The following is an 18,054-nucleotide window of genomic DNA, read 5'->3' as shown; positions in this document are numbered from 1 at the left end:
GCTCAATGCCCTGCCGGCGCCTTCGCGAGCGCCTGCACCTGCGCCCAGACGCGCAGGAAATTGCCGCCCCACAGCTTGGCGATATCCTCCTCGCTATAGCCGCGCCGCTGCAGTTCCGCCGTAACGTTCGCCGACTCGCCGACGTCGTTCCAGCCGATCACGCCGCCGCCATGGTTGAAGTCCGACGAGATGCCGACATGATCGATGCCGATCTTCTTCACCACATAGTCGAGCTGGTCGACATATTGCGCCAGCGTAGCGCGATAGCGCGGATCGCCGGTGATCGCGTGGAACTCCTTGCTGTACCGTTCGAACTGCTCGGCGGGCAGCACCTTGACGCCGGCATCGGTCAGCGGCTGGATTCCCGCCACGCTATTCTCTTCCGGCACCCCATAGCGGCGGCGGACGGCGTTGCCCTGGTCGATCGCCTCCTGCGGCAGCGGGCGGACCCAGGAGCTGTAGGCGTTGATCGCGACGACGCCGCCATTCTTCCCGATCGCGGCCAGTTGCGCGTCGTCGAGGTTGCGCGGATGATCGATGATCGCGCGCGCGTTCGAATGCGAGGCGATTACCGGCGCGCGGGTCAGCGACAGCACCTGTGCGAGCGCCCGACCCGAGATCTGCGACACGTCGATCACGATGCCCAGGTCGTTGAGCTTGGCGACCGCCGCGCGGCCGAGCGGCGACAGTCCGCCATGCTCGTCCAGCTTGTCGCCGCGCAGCAGGTTGGGCCGCGCGGAATCGGCCAGGTCGTTGTTGCCCGCATGGGTGAAGCCGAAGATGCGGACGCCGTCCCGGTACCAGGCGTCGAGCTGCGAGAGATCCTTGCCGATGAGGTGGCCGTTCAGGATGCTGAGGACGATCGCGAAGCGACCCGACGCCTCGATCGCCTCCAGCTCGGCCGGCGACTTGGCGAAGGCCGCGCGCTGCGGATATTCCGCGACGACCGACTGGAGCGCGGCCAGCTTCTTCCGGCCCTGCACCGCCGCCGCCGCATAGCCAGCCGGGGTGCGCGCGCCCTGCGGCACGAAGATCGCTATCACCGCACCCTTCAGATGCCCGCGTCCGGCCTTGACGAGGTCGAACTGCGACGCACCGTCCTTGCCTGCATCGAGATCGCCGCTGCCGAACTCGAACGGGATGTCGAGATGGTTGTCGAGCGTGACGTGCCGGTCCTGCAGCGCGTTGGCGGCTTCGATCTGGGCGGGCGTGAAGGGATCGGCCTGGGCGGCGGCGAGCGGCAGCAGCGTGCCGGCCAGCAGCAGGGCCAGGGTCGAACGGATGGAGCGCTTGGTCATGGAAACCTCTCGATGAACCGGGGAAGGATTATTTCGCGGTGCGGGTGAGCTGGCGCGCGATGAGCTGCCAGCCCTTCGGCCCCTTGGTCCACACGTCGAGGCCGGGCAGGGTCGAGATGCGCTCGACCGTCTCGCCCTTGGACAGGAGGTGGAAGGCGTAGGTCGCGGTGACATAGGCGACATTGCCGTAGGAACGGACCGCCAGGTTGCTGACGTCGACGGCGGTGAAATCGCGGTCGGGAACGATGGTCCGGGCGATCTGCTCGGCCTTGGTCAGGACCGCGCCGTCGGTATGCCCATAGGTCAGGTCGTCATGATAGGCGCGTTCGAGGCCGGCGCGATCCTTGGCCACCACGGCGGCGCGCCAGGCGTCGATCGCCTGGACGACCTGCTCGCGGACCTGGGGGGTGCCATGCTCCTTCACCGGCCCTCCCTCGGCCGCCTGGGCGGGCTGGGCGAGGATCGAGGGGCCGGCGATGGCGAGCAGGGCGCTCAGGACGACAGATTTCATGGCAAGTCTCCGCGAAAGTGGCTCAGAAGGAATAACCGAGGCGGGCGAAATAGGTGCGGCCGGCGCCGCCCTCGGGCGACAGGCCTGAATAGACCGAGACGACCGGGTTGCGGATCGCGGTCAGGACCTTGTCCGGATGGCTGCCGAACAGGTTGTTGACGCCCGCCGACAGCTTGACCCGATCGAACAGCGCGTAGCCGGCGCCGATATTGACCACGACCTGCGGGCTGTAGCGCTGGTCGAAGGCCGGGTTGCTGGTGTGGCGGGTGCGGTAGACGCCGTAGCGCACGCCCGAGAGATGAGCGTCGAACGGACCCGCGCTATAGTCGGCGGCCAGCCGCAGGAAGCTGTCGGGGTTCGCCTCCTCGATCAGCGACGAGGCCTCGCGCCCGATCAGGACGAGCCCGCTGCCGCTCAGCACGGCGGGGGTTTCCTTGACGTGGGTGATCTTGGTCTCGTTCCAGTTGAAGCCGGCGCTCAGGTCGAGCTTGGCGCCCGACGCCAGGTTGAACCGGTAGCGGGCCGTGACATCGACGCCGCGGGTGCGGGTGTCGACCGCATTGGTGAAATATTGCAGGCCCGAATAGGTCGGGAAACCGGCATTGGCCAACACCTGGCGGACCAGCGCCCCGGTCAGCGTCTCGGAGAGGACGATGCGGTCGTCGATGCTGATCTGGTAGACGTCCAGCGTCGCCGAGAAGGCCGGGCTGGGCGTCCATACCCAGCCGGTCGACAGGTTGACCGACTTTTCGGGCTTCAGCGCCGTCGCGCCCAGCGCGCGGGCCTCCACGCTGTCGACCCGGGCGAGGCGGTTGGTGGCCAGCACGCCGTTGGTGATGTTCGGGATGGTGCGCGAATAGGCCGACTGGCCCAGCGACGGCGCACGATAGCCAGTGCCCGCGCTGAACCGCCACGCCAGCTTCGGGGTGAGTTCGTAGCGGGTCGCGAGCCGGACATTGGTGGTCGATCCGAAGTCCGAATAATGCTCGAACCGGCCCGACAGGGTGATCCGCAGCTTCTCGGTCGGCGAATTCTCCAGTTCCAGATAGCCGCCATAGACGTTGCGGGAGAGGCGCCCGGCATCGTCGGGCGAGAAGCCGCCGAAGCCCTGCGAGGCCGGCGTCGCGACCTTGCCGGCATTGGGGCCGTCGAGGATCGGCACGCCGCCATTGGCCCAGGACCCATAGTCGCCCTCGAACACCTCATAGGCCTCGTGCCGATAGGTCAGGCCGGCGGCGACGTTCAGCGGGGTCGGCAGGAACGCCACCGCGAACGGGCGCTTCCAGTCGAGGTTGAGGTTGGTCTGCTCGTTCAGCAGGTCGCCGGTGTTGAACGCGGTGGGGCTGGCGGTGCCAAGGCTGGCGTTGTTGGTGTTCGACACCACGCTCTTGACCCGGTTGCGGCCGTAATTGGCGCTCAGGTCGAAATCGCCCGCGGCGGCCGAACCCCAGCGCGCGCCCACGGCGGCGGCGGCATCGCGCGACCGGATGTGGAGGAAGGGCTGGAAACCGTCCGGGAACAGCGCGCGCACCGTCTGGTCGGAATTGGGCTGGCGGAGGTTGCCGAAGCCCTCGTCCTTGCGCCAGCCATAGCTGCCCTGCGCGTAGAAGGTCACCCCGCCGACGGTGGTCTCGCCGTTGACGAAGATGTTCTGCCGCTTGGTCGCGCCGCTGCCGTAGAACCAGTCGCGGTTCGGATAGCTCGCCTCGCGCGGGTCGCCGGCGAAATACATCTGCCGCGTGTCGGGCACCGACAGACGGGTGCGGCCGATGTCCCACGCGTCGAAAGCGAAACGGACGAAGCCGTCGCCCGGAAGCTTCAGGCCGAACGATCCCTCGACGCTCTTGGTCTTGCCGTCGCCCTTGTCGTTGATGCCGTAGAGCAGCGCGATGTCGCCGCCCTCGCTGCCCTGCTTCAGGACGATATTGACGACACCGGCGACCGCATCCGAGCCATATTGCGCCGACGCGCCGTCGAGCAGCACCTCGACCCGCTCCACCGCGCTCAGCGGGATGCTGTTCAGGTCGACCGTCTGGGCGCCCTTGGTCGTGCCGCCGCCGGCGTTCAGCTGCGCCGTCGCATGACGGCGCTTGCCGTTGATCAGCACCAGAGTCTGGTCGGCGGCCAGGCCGCGCAGCGACACGCCCTTCACGAAGCTGGCGGCGTTCGACGACGGCACCGAGGTCGGGAAGTTGAACGAAGGCACCGTCCGCTGGAGCGCCTCGGACAGGGTCCGCGATCCGGTGTCGCGCAGGGTTTCCCCGCCGACGACCTGGATCGGCGCGGAGCTTTCGAGCGCGCGGGCAGTGCCGCTGCGCGAGCCGACGACGACGATCGAGTCCTGCTCGTCCGGCTGGTCCTCGGCCTGCGCCGGGTTCTGCCAGCCCAGCAGCCCGATCGACGCCAGGCCCAGATAGAGGCGGGCCTTGTTGAGCGCCCGCCGCCGCGACGCGGCGATGCGCGGATCATGGCGGGAGGAGGCGGGCAGATATCCTTGGATGTTCACGGCGGATCTTTCTTGAAGGTTCATGGCGCGCGCGACCGGAAGCGGCCGGTGCGCGGGGGCACAGGTCGCCGCCATGAGAGGCGATGGAAGAATGGGACCGGCCCGCCTTCGCGGCGGATCGCCGCGTGTTCGGTTCGCTGGAACGCGATCGCGGCCGCGCTGGCGCGGGGGCCGGTCTATGGGAGTGGTTTCAGCGCGCGGATCAGGCGCGCATCGAACACATGACCTTGGCCGGCATCATGGCCGGCGGGGGAGTGACGTCGAATGGGATCGGTGCGGACTCCACGCTCTGGATCTGCGTCCGGCCCCCCTGTTTTCTGCTCATCGATCTTTCCTGAGATGTTGAGAATTCAACCCACACCCATTTCTCTATCGTTTAGATAGAAATTAATCCAGAAAAAATTATATTCGCTTCAGGAAAGCTCCGCTTGGCGGATGGATTCGAAGCTCCAGCCGGCTCAGGCCGGCTGGAGCCGGTCGATCACGGGCAGCTTCACCGCCAACTCGGCCGGCAGCAGCGCGACGACCTGCCGCCGCGCCGCCGTCCAGAAGGCGGAAAGCAGCAGCAGCGCCGATCCGATGATCAGCGCGGTCAGCCCGAAGGAGAGATCGACCGCACCACTCTGCTTGATCAGGCTCGACAGCGCGAACAGCACATAGGCGAGCGCCGACACCATCAGCGCGCGCCGGTCGATCGCCAGCGCGACCAGCCCCAGCACGACATAGATCAGGATGACCAGCGCCGCCTGCGCCGCGGCCGCTTCGCCGTGGAGCATGCCGAGCCCGGCAAAGATCGGATGGACCAGCATCGGTGCCGCCAGCAGGTGGAGCCAGAAGGCGACGTCGGACCGGCGGGTGGTGCGGGTGCGGTCGCTCATGTCCCACCACATGGCGAGGGCGAAGACGCCGCCCCCTGCGAGCAGGACCAGCTTGAGCAGATGATCGGCGAGCACCGGCGCCGCCGCGACCGCCAGCGCGAGCAGCAGCGCCGCCAGCGTCGCCGCACCGGCGGCCACGGTGATCGGCACGTGAAACCGCCGCCAGTGCAGCCAGACGCCGCCCGCGGACAGCGCCGCGCTCGCGGCCATGACGAGGGCGAGGAGCCGCTCGTCGCCCGGCCCCGTCTCCGTCAGGCCCAGCGCGGACAGCAGCAGCATCGACAGGCCGGCGAACAAGCCGCCCGCGAAGGCGAGCAACAGGATGATGCTGGGCAGCGCCATGCGCCGCTCGCGCGTGAAATATTCGGCGAGGCCCCAGGCGGCGCAGGCGACCGCGAAGCCGATGAAGGGCGACGGGCCATGATCGGGCGCGAACAGCCGGATCATGTTGCCGATCCAGCCCATCGCCACCAGCATCAATACGGTCGCGATCGAGACGAAGATGTCGTTGAAGCCGGTCAGCAGGCGAAAGCTCTCCTCGTCGACCGCCGGCACCGCGCGCAGGGCAGCGACATGGGCGCGCAACGCGGTGGCCGCGTCAGGACTGAGCGCCCCGGCCTGCACCGCGGAATCGATATCGCTCTCGCTGTACATGGGTGTTTCTCCCGATGCTGTATGCGGGAGACTAGCAGAACTGTATTATAAGAACAACACAGTTGTCCGATCGCTTTCCGCCGTCAGACGATGCCTTCGCTGTCGAGGGCGTAGCCCGCGGAGCGGACGGTGCGGATCAGGTCGGGCGAATCGGCCAGGTTGATCGCCTTGCGCAAGCGCCGGATATGGACGTCGACCGTGCGGGGCTCGATGTCGCTGTCGCGGCCCCATACCGAATCGAGCAGCCGCTCGCGCGAGAATACGCGACCGGGATGCTCGAGGAAATGCTTGAGCAGGCGGAACTCGGTCGGCCCGAGGCTGATCGGCGCGCCGCCGCGGCGGACGCGGTGGCTGGCGGTGTCCATCTCGATGTCGGCATAGGACAGTCGCTCGCCGGCCAACGCCGGGCGGACGCGGCGCAGCACCGCGCCGACGCGCGCGACCAGCTCGCGCGGGCTGAACGGCTTGGTGACATAGTCGTCGGCGCCGGTTTCGAGGCCGCGGACGCGATCCTCCTCCTCGCCGCGGGCGGTGAGCATGATGATCGGTACGTTCGCGGTGTCGGGCAGGCGGCGCAGCCGGCGGCACACCTCGATCCCCGAGACGCCTTCGATCATCCAGTCGAGCAGCACCAGATCGGGCGGGGTCTCGCGCGCCAGCAGGATCGCCTCCTCGCCGTCGGCGGTGCGTTCGACCTCGAAATCCTCGCGCTCGAGGTGCCAGCTGACCAGTTCGGCGAGCGCCGCATCGTCTTCGACAAGCAGTACCCGGGCACGTGCCATCAAATATCTCCGCTGAGCGGGTCTTCGCCCTTGGCGCGTTCCGCCATCTGGTGGCCGGTCGCCGCGAAATAGACCATTTCGGCGACGTTGGTGGCATGGTCGCCGATCCGCTCGATATTCTTGGCGATGAACAGCAGATGCGTCGACGCCGTGATATTGTGCGGATTTTCCATCATGTAGGTGAGCAGCGTGCGGAACAGGCTGTTGTAGAAATCGTCGACTGCCCGGTCGCGCGCGGCCACGGCCATCGCCGCCTCGGCATCGCGCAGCACGAAGGCGTCGAGCACGTTGCGCACCATCTCCGCCGCGATCTTGCCCATCGCCGGCAGCACCGCCATCGCCTCCATGCCGCGCGCTTCCTGGAGCAGCGCGATCCGCTTGGCGATGTTCTTGGCATAGTCGCCCATCCGCTCGACCACGCCGGCGATCTTGAGCGCGGCGAGCACCTCCCGCAGGTCGTCGGCCATCGGCGCGCGCAGCGCGATCAGCCGCACCACCTGGCGCTCGACCTCGGCTTCCAGCTCGTCGATCCTGCGGTCGCCCTCGACGATGCGGACCGCGGATTCGAGATCACGATTGACCAGCGCCTCGAGCGCGCCGGTGATGGCGGCCTCGGCGCGGCCGCCCATCTCCGAGATCAGCGCCCTGAGCTGGCCGAGATCCTCGTCGAACGCCTTGACGGTATGTCCCGATGCCATCGCTTCACTTCCCTTCGGCTCCGGAAGCCGGCGCCGCCTTGGCGCGGCCTATGTGAGCTAGTTGTTGCACTATGATGACAATGCATCGGGCAACAAGGCCGGAAATGTGACAGTCACGGTCGTGCCTTTTCCGACCCGCGACGCGATGTCGAGCACCGCCCGATGCCGTTCGGCGATATGCTTGACGATCGCCAGGCCGAGGCCGGTTCCGCCGATCGACCGGCTGCGGCCCGCATCGACCCGGTAGAAGCGCTCGGTCAGGCGCGGCAGATGCTCGGCCGCGACCCCCTCGCCCTCGTCGGCCACCCTGAGCCGCACCTTGCCCTGCATCGAATCCAGCAGCACCCGGATCGGCGTCCCCGCCCTGCCATATTTGATCGAGTTGCCGATCAGGTTGTGGAGCAGCTGGGCGATCTGGACGCGATCGGCGCGCACCTCGGGAACGCGGGCGATGGTCAGCTCGATCCGGTCGCCGTCGTCGCGCATGCCCGAGCGGATCACGCCCACCACCTCCTCGACGACGGGGCCCAGCGCGAGCGGGGTCTGCGGCGTCGAGAACCGATCGGCCTCGATCCGCGACAGCGAGATCAGGTCGTCGACGAGCTGCTGCATGCGCTTCGCCTCGCCCATCATGATGCCCAGGAAACGTTCCCGGATCGCCGCGTCCTCGGCACCGCCGCCCTCGCCCAGCGTCTCGATGAAGCCGATGATCGTCGCCAGCGGCGTGCGCAGCTCATGGCTGGCATTGGCGACAAAATCGACACGCATCCGCTCGGCGATCCAGCTTTCGGTGCGGTCGCGCAGGGTGACCAGCTTGGCGCCCCCGGCGATGGCTCGGACGCTCATCGCCCATCGCCGGTCGGCGTCGCCGATCCCCGCGATCTCGATCGGGGAATCGACGTCGCGGTCGGAGGTGATCAGGTCGGCGGCCGCGGGATGCCGCAGCGCCAGCCGGAAATCGCCTTCCACCCGTTCCGCCCCGAACAGACGCCGGGCGGCGTCGTTGGCGGTCACGATCCGCTGCCGCTCGATGATCAGCAGCGCGTCGTCGACGGCGTCGATGACCTCCTGGGTGCGGTCGGGCATGTCGAGCACCGGGGCGGGAATCAGCGCCGGCGGCTCGTACGGCGACACCGCCGGCATCCAGGCGAAGAAGGCCGCGATCACGCCGACCACCAGTGCCGCTGCCATCGGCGCCGACAGCAGCCAGGCGGCCACCGCCACCAGCCCGAACGCCACGGCGGCACGCAGGCCCCTGCCGCGCCGCTTCACGACCTCGTCCTCGCCGATATCCGGCAGCGGTTCATGCTTCATCCGTCCCCATTATAACCGAATTGTGAAATCTATCGGACATAAAAGCCAGCCCGACATTCCGGCCTCGCCTCCACCGGCGATTGGCGGTAATACGACCGGACGAGTGGGGGATGATTATGCGTAACGAGGACGATCAGCCCGAAGCGGAGCGGCCCGCCGCCGCCGCGCCCGGGGAAGCGGAGACCGCGCAGACGCGCCGCGCGATGCTGCGGATCGGTGCGCTCGGCACCGCCGCCGTGGTGACGGTCCGCCCCGGCATCGCCCACGCCGCCGTCTCGGCGCTGACCTGTCAGATCCCGGTGCCGCAATCCACCCAGCCGAACAAGTGGATCAAGAACAACGGCGACGTGGTGAACCCCAACACCGGTAACAGCTATCCGCCGCCGTCGCAGCCGCTGAGCGGCGAGGACGTCAAGAATTCGCTGAAGTACGGCACCAACTATCCGGGCTACACCTCGCAGCAGACCAACGCCTACAATAATTACATCAAGAAGCTGACCATGGGGAAACAGGGCTATACCTGCTATGCCTCGCTGCAGAGTCCGAGCCGCCAGTAAGGCGGCCGGCCAAGGCTGACCGGTGACCACGCCGACCTACCGCACTGATTTCCCCCAGCATTGCCGGACGCACCCGATCGACGGGATGACCCTTGTCTTCCATCGGCCGTCCGGCGCGACCCATTTCCTCGACAGCCCGCTGCCCCAGATGCTGGCGCTGCTCGCCGCCAAGCCGATGGATGCGGCGCGGCTGACGACCTCGCTCTGCGCGACGCTCGGCCTCCCCGAGGACGCGGAGGCGCGCGCCGTGGTCGAGGCGCGGCTGACCGATCTCGCCGGCATCGGCCTGGTCGAGGTCGGCTGATGCACGGTTTCGACGTCCGCGTGGGGCCGATATCCTACCGGATCGGGTCGGCCTGGGCCGCGCCGATCGCGGTGCTGCGCCGCCTCTATGCCGGCTATCCCGCGCCGGCCGACGGCATCGCCACGGTGACGGCGCGGATCGGCCCACCACGCCCCTGGCGCCGCTGGATCCGCCCGCAGGTCGCGATCGAAGGCGACCACAACCTGCCCGACACGGTGCCGATGGCGTTCGGCCACGCCCTGCTGGCGATCGAGATGGCGATGAACATGCAGGTCGCGCTCGGCGAGTGCCGCCACCTGCTGATCCACGCCTCGGCGGTCGAGCGCGGCGGCAAGGCGCTGATCATGCCCGGCGACTCCGGCTCGGGCAAATCGACCCTCGCCGCGCTGCTCGCCGAACGCGGCTGGCGGCTGCTGGCGGACGAATTCGTGATGATCGACCTGGCGACCGGCCGGCTGATCCCCTTCCCTCGCGCGATCAGCCTGAAGAACAGCGCGATCGCCGAGGCCGAGGCGCGGGTCGCCGATCCCGCCCGCTTCGGCCCGCATCTGAGCGCCACGCCCAAGGGCGAGCTGCGCCACCTGCGCCCCAATGCGGAGGCGATCGCGCGGATGGACGAACCGGCCGAGCCGGCGCTGATCCTGTTCCCCTCCTACGGGTTCGAGCCGGCGAGCGACGGGGTCAGCCGGTCCGAGCTGTTCATGCGGCTGACCGAGGGATCGACCAACTATATCGCCCTCGGCGAGCCGGCCTTCGACCATGTGCTGCGGATCGTCGAGACGATCCCGGCCGCGCGCTTCGCCTATCCCGACACCGACAGCGGCATCGCGATCGTCGAGCAGTTCTGCGCCGAGGCCGGCCTGTGAGGCCCTGGCCATGAAGGATGCGCGCGCACTGGCGACCGCGCTGGCCGATCCCGTCTCGACGCTCGGCCTCGCGCCCGATGGCTGGACGAGCCTGCTCGCCATCGCCCGCGCCGAGCGGCTCGACGGCAGCCTCGCCTATCGCCTCGCCGACATGCCGCTGCCGGCGCCGGTCGCCCGCGCCCTGGAGGACGCCCGCGCGCAGGCCGAATTCGGCCGGACCCAGGCGCTGTGGGAGGTAGAGATGGCGCGCCGCGCGCTCGCCCCGCTCGGCATCGCCCCGATCCTGCTCAAGGGCAGCGCCTTCGCCTTTGCCGGGCTGCCCGCCGCGATCGGCCGCGTGGTCGGCGACCTCGACATATTGCTGCCGCGCGAGCGGCTCGACGAGGCCGAAGCGGCGCTGCTCGCCGCCGGCTTCGAATGGGCGAAGGACGATGATTACAGCCAGGCCTATTATCGCCGCTGGATGCACGAGTTGCCGCCGCTGGTGCATCGCGATCGCGGCAGCATGATCGACGTCCACCACAGCATCCTGCCGTTGACCGCGCGGCGCCGGCCGGACGCCGCCGCGCTGATCGAGGATAGCGTCGAGGTGGCACCGGGGCTCCGCATCCTCTCCCCTGCCGACATGATCGTTCATGCCGCCACCCATTTGTTCGCCGACGGCGACCTGGCCGGCGGGCTGCGCAACCTGTGGGACGTCGATCGGCTGCTGCGCCTGTTCGCGGCGGCGCCCGGCTTCTGGGCGCGGCTCGACGCACGCGCGCGCCGGCATCAGATGATCGAGCCGGTCGCCCTGGCTCTGCGCCTCGCCGACCGGCTGTTCGCGACACCGGTCGAACCGCGCCTCGCCGGCCATGACCGGATGCGCGACACATTGTTCGTCCGGCGCCTGCTGGCGCGCGACGGCTGGGGCCGCTCCATCCGCCCATTCAACCGGCTCGGCTTCTATGTCCGTTCGCACTGGATGCGGATGCCGCCGCTGATGCTGGCCCGCCACCTGTGGATCAAGGCGCGGGCGAAATGAGTGGGCCGCTGACGATCCGGCAGTTGCCCTGGAACGATCCCGCCGACTGGTTCGCCCGGCTGGCCGACCGGCCGGGCATCGCCTTCCTCGACAGCGCCGCCGAGGGCGATCCACGCTCGGCGGCCTCCTATGTCGCGGTCGACCCGGCCGAGGAGGTCATCCTCGCCGGCGGCTCGATAGACGACGCGCTGGCGGCACTGCGCCATCTGCATCGGCCCGATCATGCGCAAGGGCCGTTGCCCTTCACCGGCGGGCTGATCGGCCTGCTATCTTACGAGCTGGGCCCGAGCGCGCTGGGCGTCGCCAGCCGACACCCGCACGATCCCGAGCTGCCGGTGCTGGTCGTGCGCCGCTACGATCTGGTCCTCGGCTTCGATCATCAGGCACGCCGCTGTTGGGCCTTTGCCCGGCCCCGTGCCGACATGAGCGCCGACGAGCGAATCGATGACCTGCTCGGCGCCGCCGCGCCCACCACCGAAGCGGCGACGCCGCCCCTGCGCTGGATCGAGGAGACCGGCCCCGAACGCCACGCCGCCATGCTCGCGGCGACGCTCGCCTACATCGCCGCGGGCGACATCTACCAGGCCAACATCAGCACCCGCTTCGTCGCCGACCGGCCGCCGGGTCTCTCGCTCGCCGGCGCCTATCGCGCGCTGCGCCACCGCACCCCGGCCCCGTTCGCCGCTTATCTCGATCTCGGCGGGAGCCGCGCGCTGCTCAGCGCTTCGCCAGAGCGCTTCGTCCAGTGCGACGCGGCCGGCGCGATCGAGACCCGGCCGATCAAGGGCACCGCCCCCCGTGCCGCCGACCCCGGCGAGGACCGGCGGAACGGCGAGCGGCTCGCCCGGTCGGCCAAGGACCGGGCCGAGAATCTGATGATCTGCGACCTGCTGCGCAACGACCTGTCGATCGTCGCCGAGGAAGGCAGCGTCACCGTCTCGCAACTCGCGCGACTCGAAGGCTTCGCCTCGGTCTGGCACCTGGTGTCGGCGGTCCATGGCCGGCTGCGGCCAGGGCACGATGCGATCGACCTGATCGCCGCGACCTTCCCGGGTGGGTCGATCACCGGAGCGCCGAAGCGCCGCGCGGTCGAGATCATCGACGCGATCGAGGATTCGGGGCGCGGCCCCTTTTTCGGGATCGTCTTCGCGCTGGCGACGACCGGGGCGATGGACAGCTCGATCATCATCCGGTCGATCGCCGCCACCCCGACCCGGCTGGTCGCGCGGGCGGGCGGCGGCATCGTCGCCGACAGCATTCCGGCTGCCGAATATGCCGAGCTGCGTGCCAAGATCGATCCGGTGATCGCCCCGGCGCCGTCATCGTCCGGCAATGGCTGACAAAGGCTATTGACACGATTTTGCAGGCATATTGAAACAGGCGTACCGAACTGTTACATGGTAGTCGTAGACAAGGATGGACTGCCGGTGGCTGCATCGAAGAAGGCCGACTGTTGTGGCGGCGACATGACGGGTCTGAAGAAGACCGCGGCGACTCGGGTGTTCGAGGCGGCGCGCGACCTTTTCTACCATCGTGGCATCCGCGCCGTCGGCGTTGACGAGATCGTCTGCAAGGCAGGCGTGACCAAGCCCAGCCTCTATCGCGCCTTCGCCTCCAAGGACGATCTGATCGCCGCCTGCCTGGAAGAGAGCGGCCGCGAAAGCCGCGCAGCGCTCGAATCGGTGCTGGAGGAGGGGGGAGAGAATCCGCGCGACAAGCTCCGCGCCATGGTGCGCTATTTCGCCCGCAAGGTCGCCGCACCCGATTTCCGCGGCTGCCCGATGAGCAACACCGCGGTCGAGATTCCCGAACCCGGCCATCCGGGCCGCACCGTGCTCGAAAACTGCAAGGCCGACATGCGCGCTATGATCGCGAGCGTGACCCGGCAGCTCGACATCGAGGACCCCGAGGAACTCGCCGACGGGCTGATGCTGGTCATCGAGGGTGGCATGGCGACCCATCACATCTTCGGCAGCCAGGGACCATGCGCGACCATGGTCGCGGCGAGCGACGCGCTGATCGACGCCTATCTGGCCAAGCGCACCGCCTGATCCGGCATCGTTCGAAGACCTTCGGCAGGATGGTCGCCGGAAACCTGCCTTTCCTTTCATTTCACTGACGGCTCCGTTCCCGGTGCGTTCAGTCGCATCGTGCGAATCAGGAACCTGTGCTGGCGCCGATCATTGACGCCGCCACGACCGATATTCGGAAGTGAGAGTGAGAAGGAGAAATCCGATGCGTACACCGATCATCCTGGCGCTGATGGCTGCGGTCGCGGTTCCGTCGATCGCCCAGGCCCAGTCGCTGCGCGAGGCCCGCGAGAGCCAGCGCGACGTCCGCGAGCAGCGCCGCGACCTGCGCGACGCCCAGCGTTACGGCGACCGCCACGACGTCCGCGAAGCCCGCAAGGACCTGCGCGACGCCCGGCGCGAGGCACGCGAGGACTGGCGCGACTATCGCCGGTCGCACCGCGACGTCTATCGCCGCCCCGCCTATGTCGGCCCGCGCGGCTATGTCTATCGGCCGATCGCCCCCGGACATCGCTTCGCGCCGGCCTATTACGGCTCGCGCTATGTGATCAACGACCCGTGGCGCTACCGCCTGCCGGCCACCACCGGCGTGAACCGCTGGGTGCGCTACGGCAATGACGTGGTCCTGGTGAACGTCCGAACCGGCCGCGTCGTCCAGGTCCATCGTTCCTTCTTCTGGTAAGGCGACGACGCCCGGCGGCCCCGGCATCCCACGATGCCGGGGCCGCTTGCATGTACTGTGTTAGGGGAATAGCACGGAGGCATAACCTCATCAGGATGCCTCCTTCCATGACCCTTCGTCCCACGCTGCTCGCCGCGACCTTCCTGGCGGCCATGAGCCCGATGCTCCTCCCCGCCGTCCAGGCCGCCGAACCTGCCGCCACCCCTGCCGCTTCGGCCGAGGACACCGCACTGGCAAGGCTGTTCCACGACAGCGACGAAGCGTCGCTGAAGCGCAACCCGATCAGCGGGATGTTCCGCGGGGACATGCGCTATGCCGACCGGCTCGGCGACTATGTCAGCGACGATTACTATGCCGGCGAGAAGGCTGCCGCAGAGGCGGACCTCGCCGCGCTCCACAAGATCGACCGGTCGAAGCTCACCCCCACCGACCAGATCGCCTACGACGTGTTCCAATGGCAGACCGAGGTGACGCTGAAGGGCTTCGCGCCCGACCTGATCGACGTCACCAAGGTCCAGCCGGTCGATCATTTCTCCGGCTTCCACACCTTCTATCCAGGCTTCGCCTCGGGCGGCGGTGCCGCGCCGTTCCGTACCGTCCAGGACTATGAGAACAACCTGAAGCGCCATCGCGACTATGTGGTGATGGTCGACCGCTGGATCGAACGCTTCCGCCAGGGGATGAAGGCCGGCGTCGTCGAGCCCAAGCTGGTCGTCAACAACATGATCGACCAGCTCGACCTGCAGATCGCGCAGGGGATCGAGGGCTCGACCTTCTACGGCCCGGTCAAGGAATTCCCCGCCGACATCCCCGCCGCCGACCAGGCGCGGCTGCGGGCCGCGACCGCCGCTGCGATCCGCGACGGCATCATCCCCGCCTATCAACGCTTCCGCGCTTTCCTGAAGAACGAATATCTGCCGGTCGCGCGCGACAGCGTCGGGCTGGTCGGGCTCAAGGGCGGCGACAAGCTCTACGCGCATCTGATCGAGGTCAACACCACCCTGCCGCTCAAGGCCGAGGACGTCCACGAGCTGGGCCTGAAGGAGGTGGCGCGGATCACCGCCGAAATGGAGAAGATCAAGGCGCAGGTCGGCTTCAAGGGCAGCCTGGCCGAATTCTTCGTCTACCTGCGCGACGATCCCAAATTCCAGCCGCCCAGCGCCGAATGGTTGCGCGACGAATATTTCCGGATCGGCAAGCGCGTCGACCAGCGCATCCCCGAGCAATTCTCGCTGGTCCCCAGGAGCCCGCTCGAGATCAAGGCGGTCGAGCCCTATCGCGAGAAGACCGAGGCGGGTGGCAGCTATCAGCAGGGCACCCCCGACGGATCGCGTCCCGGCGTCTTCTACTACAACACCTATGACCTGAAATCCCGGACCACGCCGGGCATGGAGACGCTCTACCTGCACGAGGCGGTGCCGGGCCATCATTTCCAGATCAGCCTGGCGCAGGAGAATGAAGCGCTGCCCGCCTTCATGCGCTTCGGCGGCAACACCGCCTTCGTCGAGGGCTGGGCGCTCTATGCCGAGACGCTGTGGAAGGACCTCGGCATGGAGACCGATCCCTATCAGCGCTTCGGCGGCCTGTCGGACGAGATGCTGCGCGCGATGCGGCTGGTGGTCGATACCGGCATCCACGCCAAGGGCTGGAGCCGCGAGCAGGCGCTCGACTACATGCTGACCCATTCGAACATCGGCAAGGCCGACGCCACCGCCGAGGTCGAACGCTATATCGCCATTCCGGGCCAGGCGCTCGCCTACAAGATCGGCGCGCTGACCATCCTCAAGCTCAAGGCGAAGGCCAGGCAGGAACTGGGCGCGAAGTTCGATCCGCGCGCCTTCCACGCCCAGGTGCTCGATACCGGCGCGCTGCCGATGTCGGTGCTGGAAGCGAAGATCGACGCCTGGATCAAGGCGTCGAGATAGAGCATCGAGCGTTTCATTTGGCGCACTCTTCTCCGTTCATCCTGAGGAGCCATTGAGCGAAGGCGAAATGGCGCCTCGAAGGACACGGGATCCTTCGAGACGGGCCTTCACCAAGGCTCGATCCCTCCTCAGGACGAGCGGCTCAGATAAAAGCTCGATGCCTTAGCCCTCCACGAGATGAAGCCCCCCCCCGCGTGGCCGCGCCGCCTGATACGCAACGGCGCGGCCGACATGCGCGTCGCCGCCATGCCAGTCCGAAAGGGGATGGACCGGCTGCGTAACGCCGGTCGCGGGCAAGGGTTTCCCGCTGCCCGAAATTATCGTCAGGCCAGCGCCTCGGCGATCAGGCGGCGGCTGTTGGCGATCCCATAGAGGGCGATGAAGCTGCCCATGCGCGGGCCCTGCTCGGCGCCGAGCAGCGTCTCGTAGAGCGCCTTGAACCAGTCGCGCAGCGAGGCGAAGCCATAGGCCTCCTCCTTGCCGATCGCATAGACCTCGTTCTGGATGTCCTCGGCCGAGGCATCGGCCGGCATCGCCGCCAGCTTCGCGTCGAGCGCGCGCAGCGCCGCCGCCTCATTGTCGGTCGGCTTGCGGCGCTTGAGCGTCGGCGCGACGAAATCGCGATGATAGGCGAGCGCATGGCCGATCAGCCGGTCGAGCTCGGGATATTTCTCGGCCGAGGCGTCGGGCACATAATTGGCCAGATAGCCCCACACCTGCTCCTTCGACGCGTCGCCCATCACCCCGACGAGGTTGAGCAGCAGACCGAACGTGACCGGCAGCACGCTGTCGGGCACCGCATCCCCGGTCGCGCCGTGGATGTGGTGGACGGGATTGCCGAGCTTCTGCTCGATCGGCTGGCCGGCATAATTGCCGCGGAACTGCCAATATTCGTCGACCGCCCTGGGGATCACACCCATGTGGAGCTGCTTCGCCTTCTTCGGCTCGCGATAGGCGTAGAAGGCCAGGCTTTCCTCGGGCCCATAGGTCAGCCATTGCTCGAGGCTGAGGCCGTTGCCCTTCGACTTGGAGATCTTCTCGCCCTTCTCGTCGAGGAACATCTCGTAGTTGAAGCCCTCGGGCGGACGGGCGCCGAGCTCGCGCGCGATCTTCGACGACTGGATGACCGAGTCGATCAGGTCCTTGCCCGACATCTCGTAATCGACGCCCAGCGCGACCCAGCGCATCGCCCAGTCGACCTTCCACTGGAGCTTCGCCTTGCCGCCGAGGATCGACTGGACGATCGTCTCGCCCCCAGGGACACTGGTGTCCTCGAAGCGGATCAGGCCCTGGTCGGCATCGACCACCTCGACCGGCACCTGCAGGACGATGCCGCTCTTCGGGCTGATCGGCAGCACCGGCGAATAGGTCGCCTGCCGCTCCTTGCGCAGCGTCGGCAGCATGATCCCCATGATGCCGTCATAATGGCGCAGGATATCCTTCAGCGCTTCGTCGAACTGGCCACTCTCATAGGCCTCGGTCGACGAGCGGAAGTCGTAGTCGAAGCCGAAGCGGTCGAGGAATTCGCGCAGCATCGCGTTGTTGTGATGCGCGAAGCTCTCATATTTGCCGAACGGATCGGGAATCTTCGTCAGCGGCTTGCCGAGATGCTCCCGCAGCATCTCCTGGTTCGGCACGTTGTCGGGTACCTTGCGCAGCCCGTCCATGTCGTCGCTGAAGGCGATCAGGCGGGTCGGGACGTCCGACATCTCCTCATAGGCGCGGCGCACCATCGTCGTGCGCAGCACCTCGTTGAAGGTGCCGATGTGCGGCAGGCCCGACGGGCCGTAGCCGGTCTCGAACAGCACATGCCCCTTGGCCGGCGCGCCCTTCTCGTAGCGCTTGAGCAGCTTGCGCGCCTCCTCATAGGGCCAGGCCTTGGAGACGAGAGCGGCTTCGCGCAGGGCGGCGGGGGTGATGCTGTCGGTCATATCGCGCCCCTGTAGCGACAGACCGCCCGAAAAAAAACCGTCATGCCGGCGGACCATCCAAGATCCTCCCCGCGCGCAGCGCGGGGAGGATCTT

Annotated in this window: 17 protein-coding genes; 9 read left to right on the top strand and 8 right to left on the bottom strand. The window is 67.9% G+C overall.

Annotated features, from left to right (window positions below; all coding sequences use genetic code 11):
• Window positions 1-2: 2 nt before the first annotated feature.
• Genes B5X82_RS04175 through B5X82_RS04165 form a run of 3 tightly spaced genes read right to left on the bottom strand, consistent with a single transcriptional unit; the run spans window position 3 to window position 4,315 of the window.
• On the bottom strand, window positions 3-1,298 hold the full coding sequence (locus B5X82_RS04175) for a dipeptidase (RefSeq protein WP_079646825.1): 1,296 nt from the start codon (window positions 1,296-1,298) through the stop codon (window positions 3-5).
• A 28-nt stretch (window positions 1,299-1,326) separates the two neighbouring features.
• Window positions 1,327-1,809 (bottom strand): nuclear transport factor 2 family protein, encoded by a 483-nt coding sequence (locus B5X82_RS04170; protein ID WP_079646823.1) that lies wholly within the window; start codon window positions 1,807-1,809, stop codon window positions 1,327-1,329.
• A 22-nt stretch (window positions 1,810-1,831) separates the two neighbouring features.
• The gene (locus B5X82_RS04165) at window positions 1,832-4,315 is read right to left on the bottom strand and encodes a TonB-dependent receptor plug domain-containing protein (protein WP_235862591.1); all 2,484 of its coding nucleotides are present in this window, start codon (window positions 4,313-4,315) and stop codon (window positions 1,832-1,834) included.
• 83 nt (window positions 4,316-4,398) lie between these two features.
• Between B5X82_RS04165 and B5X82_RS04160 the strand changes: the two genes are divergently transcribed.
• Window positions 4,399-4,653 carry a hypothetical protein gene (locus B5X82_RS04160; protein WP_079646821.1) on the top strand — a complete coding sequence of 85 codons (255 nt, stop codon included), beginning with the start codon at window positions 4,399-4,401 and terminating at the stop codon, window positions 4,651-4,653.
• Between the two features lie 120 nt (window positions 4,654-4,773).
• On the opposite strand, the gene B5X82_RS04155 is transcribed toward B5X82_RS04160, so the two are convergent.
• The 4 genes from B5X82_RS04155 to B5X82_RS04140 form a co-directional block, all read right to left on the bottom strand.
• Window positions 4,774-5,847: a hypothetical protein gene (locus B5X82_RS04155; protein ID WP_079646819.1), complete on the bottom strand. Its 1,074-nt coding sequence runs from the start codon at window positions 5,845-5,847 to the stop codon at window positions 4,774-4,776.
• Between the two features lie 83 nt (window positions 5,848-5,930).
• Window positions 5,931-6,629: a phosphate regulon transcriptional regulator PhoB gene (gene phoB / locus B5X82_RS04150; protein ID WP_079646817.1), complete on the bottom strand. Its 699-nt coding sequence runs from the start codon at window positions 6,627-6,629 to the stop codon at window positions 5,931-5,933.
• On the bottom strand, window positions 6,629-7,327 hold the full coding sequence (gene phoU / locus B5X82_RS04145) for a phosphate signaling complex protein PhoU (protein WP_079646815.1): 699 nt from the start codon (window positions 7,325-7,327) through the stop codon (window positions 6,629-6,631). Before phoU ends, phoB begins: the two co-directional genes overlap by 1 nt.
• A gap of 69 nt (window positions 7,328-7,396) precedes the next feature.
• On the bottom strand, window positions 7,397-8,641 hold the full coding sequence (locus B5X82_RS04140; protein ID WP_079646813.1) for an ATP-binding protein: 1,245 nt from the start codon (window positions 8,639-8,641) through the stop codon (window positions 7,397-7,399).
• Window positions 8,642-8,751: 110 nt separating this feature from the next.
• Between B5X82_RS04140 and B5X82_RS04135 the strand changes: the two genes are divergently transcribed.
• The 8 genes from B5X82_RS04135 to B5X82_RS04100 all read left to right on the top strand — a co-directional run bounded on the left by B5X82_RS04135 (window position 8,752) and on the right by B5X82_RS04100 (window position 16,029).
• Window positions 8,752-9,198 carry a hypothetical protein gene (locus B5X82_RS04135; RefSeq protein ID WP_079646811.1) on the top strand — a complete coding sequence of 149 codons (447 nt, stop codon included), beginning with the start codon at window positions 8,752-8,754 and terminating at the stop codon, window positions 9,196-9,198.
• A gap of 22 nt (window positions 9,199-9,220) precedes the next feature.
• Window positions 9,221-9,502 carry an HPr-rel-A system PqqD family peptide chaperone gene (locus B5X82_RS04130; protein WP_079646809.1) on the top strand — a complete coding sequence of 94 codons (282 nt, stop codon included), beginning with the start codon at window positions 9,221-9,223 and terminating at the stop codon, window positions 9,500-9,502.
• Window positions 9,499-10,368, top strand: a complete 870-nt coding sequence (locus tag B5X82_RS04125; RefSeq protein WP_377266375.1) for an HprK-related kinase A — start codon at window positions 9,499-9,501, stop codon at window positions 10,366-10,368. The genes B5X82_RS04130 and B5X82_RS04125 overlap by 4 nt, the downstream gene beginning before the upstream one ends.
• A gap of 10 nt (window positions 10,369-10,378) precedes the next feature.
• Entirely contained in the window at window positions 10,379-11,392 is a 1,014-nt protein-coding gene (locus B5X82_RS04120) for a nucleotidyltransferase domain-containing protein (RefSeq protein ID WP_079646804.1), read from the top strand.
• The gene (locus B5X82_RS04115) at window positions 11,389-12,732 is read left to right on the top strand and encodes an anthranilate synthase component I family protein (RefSeq protein WP_079646802.1); all 1,344 of its coding nucleotides are present in this window, start codon (window positions 11,389-11,391) and stop codon (window positions 12,730-12,732) included. Before B5X82_RS04120 ends, B5X82_RS04115 begins: the two co-directional genes overlap by 4 nt.
• Before the next feature lie 87 nt (window positions 12,733-12,819).
• The gene (locus B5X82_RS04110; RefSeq protein ID WP_235862590.1) at window positions 12,820-13,443 is read left to right on the top strand and encodes a TetR/AcrR family transcriptional regulator; all 624 of its coding nucleotides are present in this window, start codon (window positions 12,820-12,822) and stop codon (window positions 13,441-13,443) included.
• Between the two features lie 184 nt (window positions 13,444-13,627).
• Window positions 13,628-14,104 carry an RcnB family protein gene (locus B5X82_RS04105; protein WP_079646798.1) on the top strand — a complete coding sequence of 159 codons (477 nt, stop codon included), beginning with the start codon at window positions 13,628-13,630 and terminating at the stop codon, window positions 14,102-14,104.
• 107 nt (window positions 14,105-14,211) lie between these two features.
• Window positions 14,212-16,029 (top strand): DUF885 domain-containing protein, encoded by a 1,818-nt coding sequence (locus B5X82_RS04100; RefSeq protein WP_176152460.1) that lies wholly within the window; start codon window positions 14,212-14,214, stop codon window positions 16,027-16,029.
• Between the two features lie 323 nt (window positions 16,030-16,352).
• Here the strand turns inward: B5X82_RS04100 and B5X82_RS04095 are convergent, their stop codons facing one another.
• Complete coding sequence (locus B5X82_RS04095) at window positions 16,353-17,960, bottom strand: lysine--tRNA ligase (RefSeq protein ID WP_079647315.1); 1,608 nt, start codon at window positions 17,958-17,960, stop codon at window positions 16,353-16,355.
• Between the last annotated feature and the right edge of the window lie 94 nt (window positions 17,961-18,054).

Source organism: Rhizorhabdus histidinilytica (assembly GCF_900167915.1).
Lineage (GTDB): Bacteria > Pseudomonadota > Alphaproteobacteria > Sphingomonadales > Sphingomonadaceae > Rhizorhabdus > Rhizorhabdus histidinilytica.
The sequence above is the reverse complement of the archived record's forward strand: the minus strand, read 5'-3'. Positions and strand labels throughout refer to the sequence as shown.

What these genes read in the sequence shown, in the direction of transcription:
- B5X82_RS04135 (WP_079646811.1), top strand. Translation starts at nt 8,752, where the DNA reads ATGATTATGCGTAACGAGGACGATCAGCCCGAAGCGGAGCGGCCCGCC.
- B5X82_RS04175 (WP_079646825.1), bottom strand. Translation starts at nt 1,298, where the DNA reads ATGACCAAGCGCTCCATCCGTTCGACCCTGGCCCTGCTGCTGGCCGGC.
- B5X82_RS04155 (WP_079646819.1), bottom strand. Translation starts at nt 5,847, where the DNA reads ATGTACAGCGAGAGCGATATCGATTCCGCGGTGCAGGCCGGGGCGCTC.
- B5X82_RS04140 (WP_079646813.1), bottom strand. Translation starts at nt 8,641, where the DNA reads ATGAAGCATGAACCGCTGCCGGATATCGGCGAGGACGAGGTCGTGAAG.
- B5X82_RS04120 (WP_079646804.1), top strand. Translation starts at nt 10,379, where the DNA reads ATGAAGGATGCGCGCGCACTGGCGACCGCGCTGGCCGATCCCGTCTCG.
- B5X82_RS04095 (WP_079647315.1), bottom strand. Translation starts at nt 17,960, where the DNA reads ATGACCGACAGCATCACCCCCGCCGCCCTGCGCGAAGCCGCTCTCGTC.
- B5X82_RS04160 (WP_079646821.1), top strand. Translation starts at nt 4,399, where the DNA reads ATGGAAGAATGGGACCGGCCCGCCTTCGCGGCGGATCGCCGCGTGTTC.
- phoU (WP_079646815.1), bottom strand. Translation starts at nt 7,327, where the DNA reads ATGGCATCGGGACATACCGTCAAGGCGTTCGACGAGGATCTCGGCCAG.
- phoB (WP_079646817.1), bottom strand. Translation starts at nt 6,629, where the DNA reads ATGGCACGTGCCCGGGTACTGCTTGTCGAAGACGATGCGGCGCTCGCC.
- B5X82_RS04100 (WP_176152460.1), top strand. Translation starts at nt 14,212, where the DNA reads ATGACCCTTCGTCCCACGCTGCTCGCCGCGACCTTCCTGGCGGCCATG.
- B5X82_RS04105 (WP_079646798.1), top strand. Translation starts at nt 13,628, where the DNA reads ATGCGTACACCGATCATCCTGGCGCTGATGGCTGCGGTCGCGGTTCCG.
- B5X82_RS04115 (WP_079646802.1), top strand. Translation starts at nt 11,389, where the DNA reads ATGAGTGGGCCGCTGACGATCCGGCAGTTGCCCTGGAACGATCCCGCC.
- B5X82_RS04170 (WP_079646823.1), bottom strand. Translation starts at nt 1,809, where the DNA reads ATGAAATCTGTCGTCCTGAGCGCCCTGCTCGCCATCGCCGGCCCCTCG.